The organism is Kitasatospora sp. NBC_00458, assembly GCF_036013975.1.
Lineage (GTDB): Bacteria > Actinomycetota > Actinomycetes > Streptomycetales > Streptomycetaceae > Kitasatospora.
Genome location: NZ_CP107904.1, coordinates 7,777,817 through 7,792,534 on the forward strand (window position 1 = coordinate 7,777,817; position 14,718 = coordinate 7,792,534).

Annotated in this window: 12 protein-coding genes and 1 pseudogene; 7 read left to right on the forward strand and 6 right to left on the reverse strand. The window is 76.3% G+C overall.

All coding sequences use genetic code 11. The features are described 5' to 3' along the window. Positions 1-7 precede the first annotated feature (7 nt). Both OG550_RS31770 and OG550_RS31775 read left to right on the forward strand, forming a co-directional pair. Complete coding sequence (locus tag OG550_RS31770) at positions 8-919, forward strand: NAD(P)-dependent oxidoreductase (protein WP_327683371.1); 912 nt, start codon at positions 8-10, stop codon at positions 917-919. Beyond that, positions 916-1,539, forward strand: a complete 624-nt coding sequence (locus OG550_RS31775) for a maleylpyruvate isomerase N-terminal domain-containing protein (protein WP_327683373.1) — start codon at positions 916-918, stop codon at positions 1,537-1,539. The genes OG550_RS31770 and OG550_RS31775 overlap by 4 nt, the downstream gene beginning before the upstream one ends. Positions 1,540-1,631: 92 nt before the next feature. On the opposite strand, the gene OG550_RS31780 is transcribed toward OG550_RS31775, so the two are convergent. Further along, positions 1,632-1,901 carry a hypothetical protein gene (locus tag OG550_RS31780; RefSeq protein ID WP_327683375.1) on the reverse strand — a complete coding sequence of 90 codons (270 nt, stop codon included), beginning with the start codon at positions 1,899-1,901 and terminating at the stop codon, positions 1,632-1,634. A gap of 481 nt (positions 1,902-2,382) precedes the next feature. After that, positions 2,383-3,216, reverse strand: a complete 834-nt coding sequence (locus OG550_RS31785; RefSeq protein WP_327683377.1) for a (2Fe-2S)-binding protein — start codon at positions 3,214-3,216, stop codon at positions 2,383-2,385. 366 nt (positions 3,217-3,582) lie between these two features. Between OG550_RS31785 and OG550_RS31790 the strand changes: the two genes are divergently transcribed. Further along, positions 3,583-4,920: a sensor histidine kinase gene (locus OG550_RS31790; RefSeq protein WP_327683378.1), complete on the forward strand. Its 1,338-nt coding sequence runs from the start codon at positions 3,583-3,585 to the stop codon at positions 4,918-4,920. 57 nt (positions 4,921-4,977) lie between these two features. Here OG550_RS31790 and OG550_RS31795 read toward each other — a convergent pair whose 3' ends face one another. Further along, a complete protein-coding gene (locus OG550_RS31795) occupies positions 4,978-5,748 on the reverse strand; it encodes a transposase (RefSeq protein WP_327683248.1) in 771 nt (256 codons plus the stop codon). Positions 5,749-5,989: 241 nt separating this feature from the next. On the opposite strand from OG550_RS31795, the gene OG550_RS31800 reads away from it, so the two are divergent. Continuing rightward, positions 5,990-6,673: a response regulator transcription factor gene (locus OG550_RS31800; protein WP_327683380.1), complete on the forward strand. Its 684-nt coding sequence runs from the start codon at positions 5,990-5,992 to the stop codon at positions 6,671-6,673. A gap of 397 nt (positions 6,674-7,070) precedes the next feature. Here the strand turns inward: OG550_RS31800 and polX are convergent, their stop codons facing one another. Continuing rightward, positions 7,071-8,798, reverse strand: coding sequence for a DNA polymerase/3'-5' exonuclease PolX (gene polX, locus OG550_RS31805; protein WP_327683382.1), 1,728 nt, complete (start codon positions 8,796-8,798; stop codon positions 7,071-7,073). Positions 8,799-9,285: 487 nt separating this feature from the next. Here polX and OG550_RS31810 point away from each other — a divergent pair, with 487 nt between their 5' ends. The 3 genes from OG550_RS31810 to OG550_RS31820 all read left to right on the forward strand — a co-directional run bounded on the left by OG550_RS31810 (position 9,286) and on the right by OG550_RS31820 (position 12,422). Continuing rightward, positions 9,286-10,104, forward strand: coding sequence for an ATP-binding protein (locus OG550_RS31810; RefSeq protein WP_327683384.1), 819 nt, complete (start codon positions 9,286-9,288; stop codon positions 10,102-10,104). A gap of 219 nt (positions 10,105-10,323) precedes the next feature. Next, a complete protein-coding gene (locus OG550_RS31815; RefSeq protein ID WP_327683386.1) occupies positions 10,324-10,953 on the forward strand; it encodes a winged helix-turn-helix domain-containing protein in 630 nt (209 codons plus the stop codon). Continuing rightward, on the forward strand, positions 10,950-12,422 hold the full coding sequence (locus OG550_RS31820; protein ID WP_327683388.1) for an MFS transporter: 1,473 nt from the start codon (positions 10,950-10,952) through the stop codon (positions 12,420-12,422). Before OG550_RS31815 ends, OG550_RS31820 begins: the two co-directional genes overlap by 4 nt. A 310-nt stretch (positions 12,423-12,732) precedes the next feature. On the opposite strand, the gene OG550_RS31825 is transcribed toward OG550_RS31820, so the two are convergent. Together OG550_RS31825 and OG550_RS31830 are read right to left on the reverse strand one after the other, a co-directional pair. Next, the gene (locus tag OG550_RS31825; RefSeq protein WP_327683390.1) at positions 12,733-13,419 is read right to left on the reverse strand and encodes a DUF6629 family protein; all 687 of its coding nucleotides are present in this window, start codon (positions 13,417-13,419) and stop codon (positions 12,733-12,735) included. Between the two features lie 351 nt (positions 13,420-13,770). After that, a pseudogene (locus OG550_RS31830) lies at positions 13,771-14,610 on the reverse strand (DMT family transporter); the annotation flags it as partial. Between the last annotated feature and the right edge of the window lie 108 nt (positions 14,611-14,718).

Consider the following 14,718-nt stretch of genomic DNA (forward strand, 5'->3'; position numbering starts at 1 on the left):
ACTCCACATGCCGTACACCCCTGCCCTCGTACCAGTCGCCGTGCCTGCCGGGGCCTGCGCCGATCCCGTCACCGTCCTCGGGCTCGGCGCCATGGGCACCGCCCTGGCCGGAGCCCTGCTCGACGCCGGCCGCGCCACCACCGTGTGGAACCGCACCCCCGCCAAGGCCGGGCCGCTCGTCGCCCGCGGCGCCGCCCACGCCGCCACCGCGGAGGAGGCGGTCACGGCGAACGAGCTGATCGTCGCCTGCGTCCTCGACTACGCCGCACTCCGCGCGGTCCTGGCGGGGCGGGAAGGAGCCCTCGCCGGGCGGACCCTGGTCAACCTCACGTCCGGATCGCCCGAGGAGGCCCGCGAGTTCGCGGGATGGGCCGCCGCACACGGACTCGGCTACCTGGACGGGGCCGTCATGATCACCCCGCCCGGCATCGGCGGCCCCGATGCGATGCTGCTCTACAGCGGTGAGGCCGGTGCGTTCGCCCGCTACCGCGACGCCCTCACCGTGTTCGGCGACCCGGTCGACCTCGGCCGGGACCCGGGGGCCGCGAGCCTGTACGACGTGGCGCTGCTCGGCCTGATGTGGTCCTCGCTCAGCGGCTGGCTGCACGGAGCGGCCCTGGTCGGCGCGGACGGGGTGACGGCCACCGACTTCACGCCGGTCGCCAACCGCTGGCTCGCCGGAGCCGTCACCGGATTCGTCTCCCGGTACGCGGCCCAGGTCGACGCCGGGAGCTACCCCGGCGACGACGCCAGCCTCGACGTCCACCGCGCCGCCATGGCCCACCTGCTGCACGCCGGGCGGGCCCGCGGACTCGACACCGCGCTGCCCGCGCTGCTCGCCGACCAGGTCGACCGCGCCATCGCCGCCGGCCACGGGGCCGACAGCTACGCCCGCCTGGTCGAGGTGATCGGCGAGTGACGGCGCTCCCGACCACCCGGGTCGACTGGCCCGGTCTCGTCACCCGGGCCGCCGGGGCGACGACCGCCGTCCTCGCCGGGGCCGCCGACGCCGACTGGACGCGGCGCCCGGCGGGCAGCGCGTGGACCTGCCGGGAGACGCTCGACCACCTCGCGCTCGGGGTGCTCGGTTACGCGGGCCTCCTCACCGCGCGGCCGACCGACCGGTACATCGCCCTGTTCGGTTCGCTGGATCCGGCCGCACCCGTCCCGCACTGCCTGGAGGGGCTGCGGATCGCCGCGGCGCTGCTGGCGGCCACCGTCCGCGACGCCCCGCCGGAGGCCCGCGCCTGGCACCCGTGGGGGCACTCGGACTCCTCGGGCTTCGCCGCGATGGCGGTGGTCGAACTCCTCGTCCACGGCTGGGACCTGGCGGGCGCGCTCGGTGTGGCGGAGGGACCGGACGGGGGCGGGGTCCTGCCGGAGCGGCTGGCCGCTCCGGCCGTGGCCCGGCTGTTCCCGGCGGCGCCGGTCGGCTTCGCGGCCGGTGACACGCTGCTGTGGTGCACGGGACGCGCGGCACTGCCCGGCCTCGGTCGGCGGCCGGCCGGGGAGTGGAGCTGGGACGGGCGGGTGCGGTAGCCGCGGGGGTGGGGGCGGGTGGCCGGACCCGCACCCGCCGGGGCCGTGGGGCGTGCCTGACCCGCCGGGCGTGCCGGGCACCGGCGCGCGGGTCAGCCGTGCCGGCCGGCGGTGCGGCGGAGCAGGCCGGTGACGATGCCGCTGAACCCGCCCGCCGCCCAGAGGACGGCGGCGAACGGCGCGAGGTAGGAGGGCCAGGCGAGCCGGCCGACGGCCACCGCCGTACCGAGCACCGCAAGCCCTCCCGCCACGGCGGTCAGGGCGCGCGGCCACCCGGCCGCCGACCGCATGGCGGCGAGGCCGAGCCGGTGCGCGGCCCCGGCGGTGAGCAGCGCCGCCGGGAGGAGGAGTACGGACAGCACACCGGGACGATAACCCGGGGCTGGGTCGGGCGTGGGGGCTGGTGCTGGTGCTGGTGCTGGTGCTGGTGGTGGTGCCGGCTCGGGACCGGGACCGGGGTGCGCGTCGCCGGACGGGTGCGGCGGCCTGCGTCCGCGGCTCTCGCTCGTCCCGACGCTGCCCGCGCGGTCGCCACGACGTACGCCGTGCCCGGCGGGCACGGCGGGCCCGGCACATGGAACGAGGCCCCGCCACCGGCCCCGCCGTTCCACGGTCCGGGGGCGGAGAGCCGTACGGCCTGCCCCTGGAGGCGGTCGAGGGCTCCAACCCGTCGAGATCGTCGGCCGGTTGGGCCGGTTGGGCCGGTTGGGCTGGGAGCGCGGGCGCGCCACCGCTGACGACGTACCCGGAGCGGACGGTTCCCGCCGCTCGTGCGGCACGGTTCCGAGGCGTGTCCTGGGCCGGGCGGGCCCGGGGCCCGCACCAGGGGACTGTGCGTGGCGTTCAGGAGCGGCGCGGTGGACGGGTGAAGCAGCAGTCCCCGCAGACGCCCGCCTGCGGGCCGATGCGGTAGTAGAGGCAGCAGCTGTTCCGGCGGAACGCGGTGCCGCCGAGCGCTCCGGGATCCCCGGGGATCCCGGGGACCCTGGTCGCGAGCAGCGTTCCGGTGCCGGCCAGCGGCGGCCGGGCGAGCACCTGGGCGACGAGCGCCCGGGCCCGGGCCGGGCCGTGGGGCGCGGGGGTGCTGCCGGGCTGCGCGGCGGTGTGCACGTCGAGCATGCGCAGGGCACCGGCGAGGGCCGACGCGGTGTTGCCCCGGAGCAGCCCGTCGGGGAGCGGGACCACGGCCCTGACGGCCTCCTCCAGGGCCGTCAACTGTCCTTCGACGACGGACCGGTGGAAGCGGTCGACGAGGGAGCCCCGGTCCGCCTGCGCCGGTCGGTACGGCGTCCAGAGGTCGATCGGCCCCTGCTCGGGGACCCGGACCCGCGCCAGGTCGGGGTCGAGCTCGGGCACCTCGCCGAGCAGGACGGCCGCGCCGAGACCCACCGAACACAACCGGGCGGCCAGTCCGAGGTGCAGGATCGACGCGGCCACCCGCGTCTCGGCCGTGCCGAGCCGCCGGGCGACCTCCCGCACCCGGCCGGTCAGCAGCCCGTCCGGGCCGGGGGCGTAGAGGTCCCGCAGCGGACGGAAGCCCGGTGGCGGGCCCTCGCCGGGGGAGCGGGCGACGTCCAGGGCGAAGTAGGGGCCGACGGCGGTGAGCCGACCGTAGTCGGGAGCGCCGTTCGAGTCGGGTCGGGGCGGGACGCCGGGAGACGTACGGGCCTGGGGCATCGGGCGGGTCCTCCGGTTCCGGGCTGCGCGGGTGCGTGGGCGTGCGGGTGCGTGGGGACGTGCGGTCGGCGTGGCGGCGGCGCGGTCCCGGACGGCGGAGTCGCCGGTACGTCGTGCGGGCGCCGGTGCCGGTGCCGGCGCCGGTACGGATGAACGGTACCGTGCCCCGGCGGCCGGAGCCGGGTGTCCCGGACGCGGCGGGGAACCGCCCTCCGCGCCGCCCCGGAGCCGCGCCGGACGGTGGTTCAGGGGTGTCGCACCTCCGGCCGGGGCGAGGACCCGGCCCGTGTCCGGGAAACGGGTCCCACCTCCTTCGCCCCTTGGGCCGCCCGGGTGACCGTCCGGCCGGATCGTAGGCTCATGCGCATGCGTGCTGACCCTCCGGCGGACCGTGTGCGGGCCCGTTCCGGGACCGACCTCCGTCCCGCCACCGACCGTTCCGGCCCCTTCCCCCGCCCCGCCCGGACCCGCCGACCGCTGGCCGCCGTTGCGGCACTCCTCCTGCTCGCGCCCGTCGCTCTGGCGCACGGGGGTGAGCACGCCGCCGCGCTGCTCATCGCGGTCATGGCCGCCCTGGCGGTCTCGGTGGCGGTCCTTCCGTGGCCGTCGCCGTCGCGACGGGTGACGCTCGCGACGGCGGCGGGCGCCGTGGCCGCCGCGTCGCTGCTGCTGGACGCCGTGTACACGGGGCCGTACCGACTCGCCGGTCTCTGGCTGCCGTTCGAGTGGCCGGCCCTCGTGGTGCTGGCGGGGCGGGTGGTCCGCCGGGCGCGCGGTCGGTGGGCCGGCGTGGTCGGCGCGGCCGTGGCGGCGGCGGTGGTCGCGGTACCGCTGCGGTTCACCGCTCGGGTGCCGGAAGGAGGATGGACCGGCTCGCTGATCGCCGTCCTGCTGTCGGTGGTGCCGCTGGCCGGGGTGGTCGGGGCGGGCCTCTACCTGCGGGCACTGGACGCCCGGCGGGAGCGTGCGGTGGCCCGGGCCCGGCGCGAGCAGCGGCTGGAGGTGGCGCGGGGGCTGCACGACTCCGTCGCGCACGAGGTCACCGGCATCGTGCTGGAGGCCCAGGCGGGCCAACTGCCCGGCCAGGAGCCGGAGGAGACCGCCGAGTTGCTGCGCCGACTGGAGGAGGCCGGGCTGCGGGCACTGGACTCGATGGACGCCATGGTCGGTGCGCTGCGGGAGCCGCAGCCGGACGAGGAGGAGGGCGGGGGCCGCGACGGGCGCGGGGCGGCCGGCGGGGGTGCGGCGGGCCGGGTGACCGGCGCGACCCGGTTGCGCGGGCTGGCCGATCTGCCGGAACTGGTCGGCCGGTTCACCACCACGGGCGCGGTCCGGGCCCGCCTGGAGGCGGCGCCGGAAGCCGTCGGGCTGCTGACGGGGGAGGCGGAGGGCACCGCGTACGCCGTCGTCCTGGAGGCGTTGACCAACGTCCGCAGGCACGCGCCCGGGGCCGTCGACGTGGTGGTGCGGGTGGCGGTCGGTTCGTCGGGCGGTCCACGTGGCGGCCGTACGGTGGAGGTGTCGGTGACCGACGACGGCGGTGGCGGACGCGGCGTCAGGGGGCTCCTGCGGCGCCGTCCGGGCAGTGGCGGCACCGGCCTGGTGGGGCTCGCCGAGCGCGTCGCCGCGCACGGCGGGGTGCTGGAGTCGGGGCCGCGGCGGCCGGCGGGCTGGCGGACCGGCTGCGTGCTGCCCGCCCGCTAAAGGTTGTTGCAGAAGTCTGGGTGTGGGCAGGTCGGGGTGTGGTCTGACCTGCTGGTTTCATCCAGTTCGGGCGAGGTTGTGCATGTGGGCGACGGCCTGCACCGCGTGGTGCAGGCCGTCGCCCTTCTGTCGGCAGTCGCGGAGGATCTTGTAGTTCTTCATGCGGGCGAAGGTGTGCTCGACGCGGGCGCGTACGCGTCGGTGTTCGGCGTTGTCCTCCTCCTGGGCCCGCAGGAGGGGACGGCCGGCGCGTCTGCGGTGCGGGACGACGAGGCCGGTGTTGATGTAGGCGCCGTCGGCGAGGACGGTGGTGCCGGAGCAGGTGGCGGGCAGGTCGGAGGTGCGCCACGCGTGCGCGTCGGCCTTGTTGCCCGGCACGGGGCGGGCGGTGGCGACCACGAGGCGGGTGTCGGCGTCGACGACGACCTGCACGTTCGCGGAGAAGCGGTAGTTGCGGCCGGAGGCGGCGATGCTGCGGTCGCGCACGGGGACCAGGGTGCCGTCGACGATCCACAGCCGCTCCACGCCCGGTTGCGGGCGTGGAGCGGCTTCGAGGGCCAGGAGCGGGCCCAGGCGCTGGACGACGCGGCAGACCGTGGCCGTCGAGATCCCGAACAGCGGCGCGAGCCGGCGCATCGTGAGATTGGTCCGGTAGTACACGGCGACCAGCAGGACCCGGTCGGGCAGCGGCAGGCACCACGGCCTGCCACCGCCCGGCCCGTTGCCACCCCGCTCCCGCACCACCCGCACCAGGCCCTCGAACTGCCGCATCCGCAGACCTGTGAACGTCTCCACCCAGACCGGCTCAGCCCGCAGCACCCCACCCATACCGGAGAAATGCCCAGTCCCGGACCTTCCGGAACAAGCTTTAGGGGCGACCGCGCCCGCCCCCGAGGCGGGTTGCTTCGGCTTCGCCGACCGCGACGCGCGGTTCCGGGGCGAGGAGCCGCGCGCCCGGCCGTGCTGTGCGACGGCGGGCGGACCCGACCTCCGGGGCCGGTCCGCCCGGGCCCCGCCCGAGCCCGAGCGGGCCGCGGGCGGGCGGCGCCGTCGTGCGAGACTGCCCTCCGTGACGAGCCCGAACGCAGAGCCCATCCGGACGCTGATCGCGGACGACCAGGAGGCCGTGCGCCGCAGCGTGCGGCGGATCCTGGAGGCGCAGCCCGACATCGCGGTGGTCGGCGAGGCGGCCGACGGGGTCGCCGCGCTCGAACTCGCCGGGGAGCTGCGTCCGGACGTCGCGCTGGTGGACATCCGGATGCCGCGGATGGACGGCCTGGAGCTGACCAGGAGACTGGCCGGTCCGGGCGCCGCCGTGCCGGTGCGGGTGGTCGTGCTGACCACCTTCGACCTCGACGAGTACGTCTACCCGGCCTTGCAGCACGGAGCCTCGGGGTTCCTGCTCAAGCGCTCCGGTCCGGCGCTGCTGGCCGAGGCCGTCCGGGCGGCGGCGGGCGGGGAGAGCCTGATCAGCCCGTCGGTCACGGTGCGGCTGCTGCAGCACGTCACGGCGCCGCGGCGGTCGGACCGGCGGTCGGCTCCGGCCGCGCCCCTGACCGGACGCGAGGTGGAGATCGCCGGGCAGGTCGCCGCGGGTCGGACCAACGCCGACATCGCCGCCGAGCTCTTCATCTCGCCGGGCACCGTGAAGACCCACGTCGCGAGCATCCAGCGCAAGCTCGGGGTGGCGAACCGGGTCGGCATCGCCGTGCACGCCTGGGAGATGGGGTACGCCGTGCCGACGGCGTCGTAGCCGGGCGGTGCGCCGGCGGAGGTCTCGTGGCCGGGCGGGAGGTGGCCGGACGGGACGTGGCCGGGCGCCTCGGGTCGGGACCGGACGTGTGGAACCTGCGAGGTGGGGGTGGCCTCCGGACGACACGTCCTCCGGCCGAACAGTTCGATCGTCGACCGAGGTACCAGCGGCAGACCCTGATCCGTCTCGATCTGTCGCCACTGCCTCCTGCGGTCGAACTCCCTCATCTACCTCGCAGGTCCATATCCATGATGCTCCTCGCCCGTCCGACATACCAGGGGTTTCCGTAAGGAATTCCATCGAATCGGACATCGCGGGCCCGTGCTGCCGGGCGGGGCGGGGCGGGGCGCTGTGGGGGTGGGGCGCTGCTGGGGTGAGGCGCTGCGGGGCGGGGCGATCAGCGCAGTGCGTCCTTGCGCAGGAACCGCTTGAGCCGCTGCCAGGGCCAGGTGTTGATCACGTCCTCGGCGGTCAGCCAGGCCCGCTGCGCGGTGCCGATCCCGTAGCGGGGGTAGGCCAGGTGCGGGGTGGCGTGCGCGTCGCTGTCGACCGAGAACCGGACCCCGTGGCGCCTGGCGCGCAGCACGTCCTCGTCGCGCAGGTCGAGGCGCTGCGGCGAGCTGTTGATCTCGACGGCCGTGCCGGTGCGGGCGGCCGCCGCGAAGACGGCGTCCAGGTCGACGTCGATCGGTCCGCGCCGGCCGATCCGCCGGGTGGTGAGGTGGCCGATGACGTGGACGTGCGGGTTCTCGCAGGCGCGGATCAGGCGGCGGGTCTGGGTCGCCCGGTCGGCGCCGAAGTGGGAGTGGACCGAGGCCACGCACACGTCGAAGCCGGCCAGGAAGTCGGCCGGCCAGTCCACCGTGCCGTCCGGGCCGATGTTCAGCTCGGTGCCGTGCAGCAGTCGCATCCGGCGGTGGCGGCCCGCGAGTTCACGCAGCCGCTCGCGCTGGGCGAGCATCTTCTCGTCCGTCATCCGCTGCATCACCAGGTCGGGCGCGTGGTCGGTGACGGCGTAGTAGGCGTAGCCGCGGGCGGCCGCCGCGTCGATCATGTCCTCCAGGCCGGCCAGGCCGTCGGTCAGGTCGGTGTGGGTGTGCAGGTCTCCGCGGAGATCGGCCTCGGTGACCAGGTCCGGCAGCTCGCCGCGCAGCGCCGCCTCGATCTCGCCCCGGTCCTCCCGCAGCGGCGGCGCGATCCACGGCAGGCCGAGCGCCGCGTAGACCTCCACCTCGGTCGCCGAGACGACCTTGTCCCCGCTCCCGGCGTCGAACAGCCCGTACTCGGAGAGCTTCAGGCCGGCCCGCACCGCGATCGTGCGGAGCCTGATGTTGTGCGCCTTGGAGCCGGTGAAGTACACCAGTGCCGCGCCCCAGTCCTCCTCCGGCACCACGCGCAGGTCCACCTGGAGGCCGTCGGTGGTGCGGACCGAGGTCTTGGTCGGACCGCCGGCGATCACCTCGGCCACGTACGGGAGCCCGGTGAGCGCCGCCATCAGCGGCGCCGAGTCCTCGGCGGTGGCCAGCACGTCGATGTCGCCGACGGTCTCGCGCATCCGCCGCAGCGAACCGGCGTACGCGCAGCGGGTGCAGCCCGGGACGGCCGCGAGCGCCGCGACGATCTGCTCCGCCTGCGCGGTGGCGACGTCCAGCAGGGTCCGCCCGCCGGACTGCCGCATCAGCTCGATGCCGTGCAGGATCTTCTCGCCGCTGCGTTCGCCGAAGCCCGCCAGCCCGGTCAGCCGGTCGGCCCTGATCGCCTCGGCCAGCTCGTCGACGGAGGCGATGCCGAGGTCGCGGTAGAGCGCGAGGGCGCGTTTGGGGCCCACGTTGGGGACGGACATCATGGCGCGCGCCCCGGCCGGGATCATCGCGCGCAGCGACTCCAGCGCCTCGATCCGGCCGGTGGAGAGGTACTCGGCGACCTTCTCGGCGGTGGACCTGCCGACGCCGGGGATCTGCTGGAGCTCCTTGGCGCCGAGCCCGGCGATGTCGTCGGGGTGGCCGCCGACCGCCCGGGCGGCCTTCTCGTAGGCGCGGGCGCGGAAGGCGTCCCCGCCGGTGATCGAGATCAGGTCGGCGTACTCCTGGAGCAGCTCCCTGACCTGGTCGTTGAGCCGGGCCATGGGGTCAGTCTAGGTTCGGCGGCCGGTTCCGGCCGTGCGGCGGCGCAGGGCGCGGGTGGTGGGTGCGAACGGCGGGCGCGGGTGGTGGGCGCGGGTGGTGCGCGGGTGGTCGGACGGTGCCCGGGCACGGTGGCGGGGCGTGTGTCGTTGGGTGGGACGGGCACCCGGGCGCGGTCGGTCGGGCCCCCCGGGGCCGGGCGGGAGCCAGGGGCTGCGGGGGCGTGCGGACGGTGGGTCCGGGGGTGCTCTGGGAGTGTTCGGGGGCGGGGTGCGCGTGATCCAGGGCGCGCGCTGGTCCGGTGCGCCCCGCCGGTCGGCGGGTGGCGGCTCCGCCGGTCGGCGGGGTGCCCCGGTCGGCCGCGGGCCGGGAGCCGGATTGTCACCCGGGCGGCTCTGACACAGGCTGGGTACCGGACCGGGGAAGCGGTCCGTGCCGGCTTGCCGGGGATTCTGCGGAGACGGTCCGCGAGGGACGAGGGGCGGGGCGATGGCCGGCGGGAAGCTGTGGGACTACGTGGCGTCGGGCGCCCGGGCGCTGGGCGGGTTCGGTCCGCGGGCGCGGGCCGGGGCGTCGGCGGGTGCGTGGCTGCTCAAGGGCTCCGGCGGCGGCCGGCCGGGCGGTGCGACCGCGCCGGGCGCGGTCCCGGCCGTCGGGGGTCCGGGCGGTCCGGGCCGGTTCGGCTCGGGCGGGATGGTCGGGCCGCAGCCGCTGTCGAGGACCGAGCTGGAGCGCCTGAGGTGGACGGACCGGGTCGGCGGCTGTGTGCCGGACGCGCGGCACGTCCAGGTCGCCGACGTGGTGCGGCGGGTGCTGCGGGGCGGTGGCCGGTCGGCGGCGGTGTCGGTGCTGATGCCGGTCGGCCTGCCGGTGGTGGCGGCGGACTCCCGGCGGCTGGAGGCGGCGCTGGCCGCGCTCGTCGACCACGCGATCCGGCGCAACCCGCCCGGTGTCCGGGTGCTGGTCAGGGTCGACGCGGTCCCCGGCCCGGGCGGCCCGGGCAGGCTGGGGTTCCCCGGGGCGTCCGCGGTGCCGGAGGTCCCGGTGGGTGAACTGGCGCGGGTGGAGCTCAGGGTGGTGGACCGCGGGCCGTCGGAGATGCCCGAGGCGCGGCACTGGCTGATAGCCGGGGCGCGGACCGGCGAACCCGGCGGCCCCGACGGCGGGCGCGGCCCGGGCGGACCGGCCGGGCGCGTCGGGCCGTCCGTGCCGGCGCTGGCCCGCGCCGCCGGGGGGCGGCTGGGCGTGGAGCAGACGCCGGGGGGAGGGGTCACGGTGGTCCTCGTGCTGTCCGTCGCCGGCGACTGACGGCCGAGCCCCGTACGGCGGTGCCTCGTACGGCGGTGCCCCGTACGGCGGTGCCCCGTACGGCGGTGCCCCGCGGGTCCGTGCCCCTACGACCGTGCCCCGCAGGTCCGGGCCCGCGGGCCCGTGCCCCGCGCCGGGGCCGCGGCGTTCGACGGAACCGCAAAGACTTCTTCGCAAAAACCCTTTGCGAAGAACTGTTGGCTGTCCTATGGTGCTGCCATGACCGAAGACCGCAGGTGGCCGCACAGCCCGGATCCGCAGACCGATGTCGTGCTCGACGCGAAGGGGCTGCGCGCCCTGGCCCACCCCGTGCGCGTGCAGCTGATCGGGCTGCTCCGCAAGTACGGCCCGTCCACGGCCACCAGGCTCGCCGAGCAGCTGGGGCTGAACTCGGGCGCGACCAGCTACCACCTCCGCCAGCTCGCGGCGTCCGGGTTCGTCGCGGAGGACACCGAGCGCGGCAATGCCCGTGACCGGTGGTGGAAGGCGGTCCACCAGGTCACGTGGTGGACGGACACCGACCTCGCGGACGAGGACCCGGAGGCGGCGCTCGGCTACCTGCGGTCGATCGTCGCGGCCCATACCGTCACCGCGCAGACGGCGCTGAACGCCTACGAGACCATGCCGACCGCCTGGCGGCACGCCCTGGACCTCAGCGACTCGGTCCTCCAGCTCACCCCGGAGGAGGCCCGCGGGCTGGCGGGGGAGCTCACGGAGGTGGTCGCGCGCTACCGGCGGGCCGACCCGGTGGAGCCCGGGCCCGAGGGCACCGAGCGGGTGGCTGTGGTCGTCCACGTGCTGCCCGACCCGATCACGACGGCGGCGAAGGAACTGGAGGAGCGATCATGACCACGCGAACCACCGACCTGCCCGGTGCCGGGACCACTGCCGTCGCCGCGGTTGCCGGGCCGCGCAGCCTCCGGCCCCTCGTGGGTGTGCTGACGGCGATGGCCGTGTCGCTGACCGGGACACGGGTGTCGGCCATCGCGCTGCCGTGGTTCGTGCTCGCCACCACCGGCAGCGCGACCATGACCGGTCTGGTCGCCTTCGCCGAGCTGACACCGTACGTGCTGGTCAAGGCCCTCGCCGGGCCGGTGGTCGACCGGATCGGCCCGCGCGTCGTCTCCTGGACGACGGACGCGGTGAGCGCCGTCGCGGCCGGGCTGGTCCCCCTGCTGCACGGCCTCGGCCTGCTGCCGTTCTGGCTGCTGCTGGTCATGGTCGCGGTCATCGGCGCGGCCCGCGGCCCGGGGGACTTGGCCAAGGAGGTCATGGTCCCCGAAGCGGCCGACCGGGCCGGCGTTCCGATGGAGCGGGCCACCGGCCTCTCCGGCGTCACGGAGCGGCTGGCCTCCACGGCGGGCCCGGCGGTGGGCGGCGGGCTGATCGCCCTGGTCGGCCCGATGGCCGGACTGACCGTCAACGCGGTCGCCTTCGCACTGGGCTCGCTGGTCATCGCGCTGGCGCTGCCGCGGGGCATGGGCCGGGCGGTGGCGTCACCCGCGGCCGGGGCCGGGCCGGCGGGGGAGTCGGATCGCCTGTCCGAGGCGCCGGCCGGGAGTGGCGCGGCGCCGGTGGCCGGCCGCCGGGCCGTGGACGCGGGCGGGCGTGCGGTGGAGGAGCAGCCCGGGTACTGGCGGATGTTCGGCGAGGGGTTCGCCTTCCTCCGGGGCGAGCCGCTGCTGCTGACGATCGTCGTCATGGTCGCGGTGACCAACCTGCTGGACGCCGGGTTCTTCACGGTCCTGGTCCCCGTGTGGGCCCGGGAGTCGGGCGGCGGCCCGGCCGCCATCGGCCTGATCGGGAGCGCCTGGGGGATCGCGGCGGTGGCGGGCAGCCTCATCGCGGCCGCGTTCGCCCACCGGCTGCCGCGCCGGACCGTGTTCTTCGTCGGCTTCCTGCTCTGCGGCGCCCCGCGCTTCCTGGTGCTGGCCGTCGACGCGCCGATGGGTGTCGTCCTCGCGGTCTTCGCGGTGGGCGGTTTCGGCTCCGGATTCCTCAACCCGATCCTCGGCGCCGTCCAGCTGGAGCGTGTACCGCGCCACCTGCTCGGCCGGGTCAACGCCCTCGGCGACTCGCTGGCCTGGGCCGGCATCCCGCTGGGCGGCCTCCTCGCGGGCTCGGCCGTGGCGCTGGCCGGTCTCATACCCGTGCTGTTCGTGTGCGGCGGCCTGTACTTCGTCACCACGACCCTGTCCGGTCTGCGGCCCGAGTGGCGTGAGATGGACCGGCGGCGCGGCCGTGGACCGGTGGCGGCCGCCGCCGCGAGCAGCAGTCCGGCAGAGGAGCCGGTGGCCGCTGCCCGGGTCGTCGCCTGACCCGGACGACCGCACCGGCCTGATCCTGATCCTGACCAGGCCGGGGCGGGCGGGGAGAGCTCCGGTCCGGCCCGTGGCTCCGGCCCGGCCCGGCCCGGCCCAGCCCGGCCCGGTCGGGCGGGCGAGCGGTCCGTCGGGGCGGATTCCAGCCGCAGCTGCTCCGGTGCCTCGGCGAACGGGGGCCGGAAGGACCCACCGCAGCCGGGCACTCTGCGGGCGGCGGCCTCCGGGCGGGCGCGGTCCGAACGGCGCGCCGTCCGGGCGGGCGCCGACCTGCGGCAGCCGCGTCAGGAACGGGGAGCCGGGGTGGTCACGACTGTCGGGTCACGGCGGTCGGGTCCCGCCGGTCGGGGACCGGTCCGGGAAAACCCGACCAGCGGAGGAGGAGAACGGAGACGAGCGCGGCCAGCGCGCACCAGGTCGAGATGAAGGCCAGTCGCCAGAGCAGGGCGCAGAGTACGGCGCCGGCGCCGGTGAGGAGACCGAGCAGGCGGAGCAGCCGGTCTCCGCTGAGGAGGAGGGAACCGACGGTGGCGAGGAGGTAGCCGACGAGCAGAAGGGCGGAGTGGGGGACGCCTACTCCGTAGGTGAGGGTGTGCGTGTGCTCGGTGACGGTCACCGGGTGGAGGGTGACGGCGAGGGACAGCGGGACGGCCACCAGGACACCGAGGAGGGAGACGGCCGTGAGCAGTCGGCGCCGGGCCGGGCCGCCGTCGGTCGCGCACCGGACCCCGACCGGGACCAGGACGGGGAGGAGCGGCAGGGCGATCACCGCCCACGCCGTGCCCGCCCAGCGGGCCGGGCCGGAGGGCAGGTCGCCGTCGGCGCCCGACCAGACCGCGGCCTCGATCAGCTGGTGCACACCCAGGACGAGCGGGAGGGCGGCGAGCGGGAGCCGTTCGGGCCACCCGGCACGGTGGGCCCGGACCAGGCAGAGGACGCCGATGGCCGACACCGTGCCGCCGACCACCAGATCCGCCCGAGCGCTCCAGCACATGCGGGGTGTTCCGGTGGCCGGTCAGCCGGTGTCGGCGGGCGGGTCGGCCGGGCCGGTACCGCCGTCGTCGCCGGGGCCACTTCGGTCCTTGTGCTCCACCGCGCTCCCTTGAGTCCCGTTCGTCCGAGTGCTGCTCCGTCGGCTCCTGCGGCCGTGGGCCCCGTTCCCGTGGGTCCCGTCCTCCTGATCGGCGGCTCGCCTTGCCCCGTCCCGCCCGTCCTGCCCGCCTCGTCCGTCCCGCCCGCCTTGTCCGTCCCGTCCGTCCCGTCCGGCTCCTCCATCCTCCTGGTCCGTGCCGTCCTTGTCGCCGCGGACCTCGGCGGCACCGTCCCGGGCTTCCCCGACGGCACCGGGCATCGCGGGGTGGCGGCCGATCACCACCACTCCGATCACGATGGCGAGCAGTCCGGCGATCTGCCACGCCAGGGCACCCGGGGTGAACCGGAGCCGGTCGCCGAGGAAGCCGACCGCGCAGGCGATTCCGGCGATCGGCTGGGCGGCGGTCAGTGCGGGCAGCGACATGCGCAGCGGCGCGGCCTCGAAGGCGCTCTGGACCAGCAGCAGCCCGACCACGCCCGCCGCGACCACCGCGTACGGCTGCCAACTGCGCAGCACCGCGTCCAGGCCTTGGTCGTCGAGGCGCAGGGTGGTGGTCCGGGTGAGCGCGTCCTGGAGGCCGTAGAGCAGTCCTGCCGCGAGGGCGAGCAGGGTCGCCTCCTCGAACAGCGGCATCCGGCGGGCCAACGACACCAGCAGCAGCGTCAGGCCGACCACCGTGCCCACCACCAGCCAGTGCCGCAGCTCGCTCGCCGGTGGGCCGCCGCCGGTCGGCCGGCCGGCCACGATGAACGCCGTCACCCCGGCGGCGAGCAGCACCACACCCGCCCAGCCCGAACGTCCCAGCGTCTGCTTGGTCAGCACCCGGGAGAGCGCCATGGCGAAGATGAGGTTCGTGGCGAGCAGCGGTTCGACGAGTGAGACCTCGCCCTGGTTCAGGGCGAGGGCGGAGAGGATCAGCCCGCAGACCATGAAGCCGGTGCCGAGCAGCCACTCGCGCATCTTCAACAGGTCCAGCAGCAGTCGCCAGCGGAGCATGTCGGCACGCGGAGCCCGCTGCGCGGCGTGCTGCTGGAGGACGAAACCGAGACCCAGACAGCAGGCGGCGCTCAGTGCCAGGACGAAGACCGCCACGAAGGGACCACCCGAAGGTCGTTGCCCGCGCCGCACCGCCGGGTCTCCGGAGGCCGGGCTTCCGGAGTGCGGGAGGACCTCCGTGCGAAGCCGCCCTCCGGGAGCGTC

Coding starts and splice junctions, on each gene's coding strand:
- OG550_RS31770 (WP_327683371.1), top strand. CDS start 8: ATGCCGTACACCCCTGCCCTCGTACCAGTCGCCGTGCCTGCCGGGGCC.
- polX (WP_327683382.1), bottom strand. CDS start 8,798: ATGGCCCGGCTCAACGACCAGGTCAGGGAGCTGCTCCAGGAGTACGCC.
- OG550_RS31790 (WP_327683378.1), top strand. CDS start 3,583: ATGCGTGCTGACCCTCCGGCGGACCGTGTGCGGGCCCGTTCCGGGACC.
- OG550_RS31795 (WP_327683248.1), bottom strand. CDS start 5,748: ATGGGTGGGGTGCTGCGGGCTGAGCCGGTCTGGGTGGAGACGTTCACA.
- OG550_RS31785 (WP_327683377.1), bottom strand. CDS start 3,216: ATGCCCCAGGCCCGTACGTCTCCCGGCGTCCCGCCCCGACCCGACTCG.
- OG550_RS31820 (WP_327683388.1), top strand. CDS start 10,950: ATGACCACGCGAACCACCGACCTGCCCGGTGCCGGGACCACTGCCGTC.
- OG550_RS31825 (WP_327683390.1), bottom strand. CDS start 13,419: ATGTGCTGGAGCGCTCGGGCGGATCTGGTGGTCGGCGGCACGGTGTCG.
- OG550_RS31810 (WP_327683384.1), top strand. CDS start 9,286: ATGGCCGGCGGGAAGCTGTGGGACTACGTGGCGTCGGGCGCCCGGGCG.
- OG550_RS31815 (WP_327683386.1), top strand. CDS start 10,324: ATGACCGAAGACCGCAGGTGGCCGCACAGCCCGGATCCGCAGACCGAT.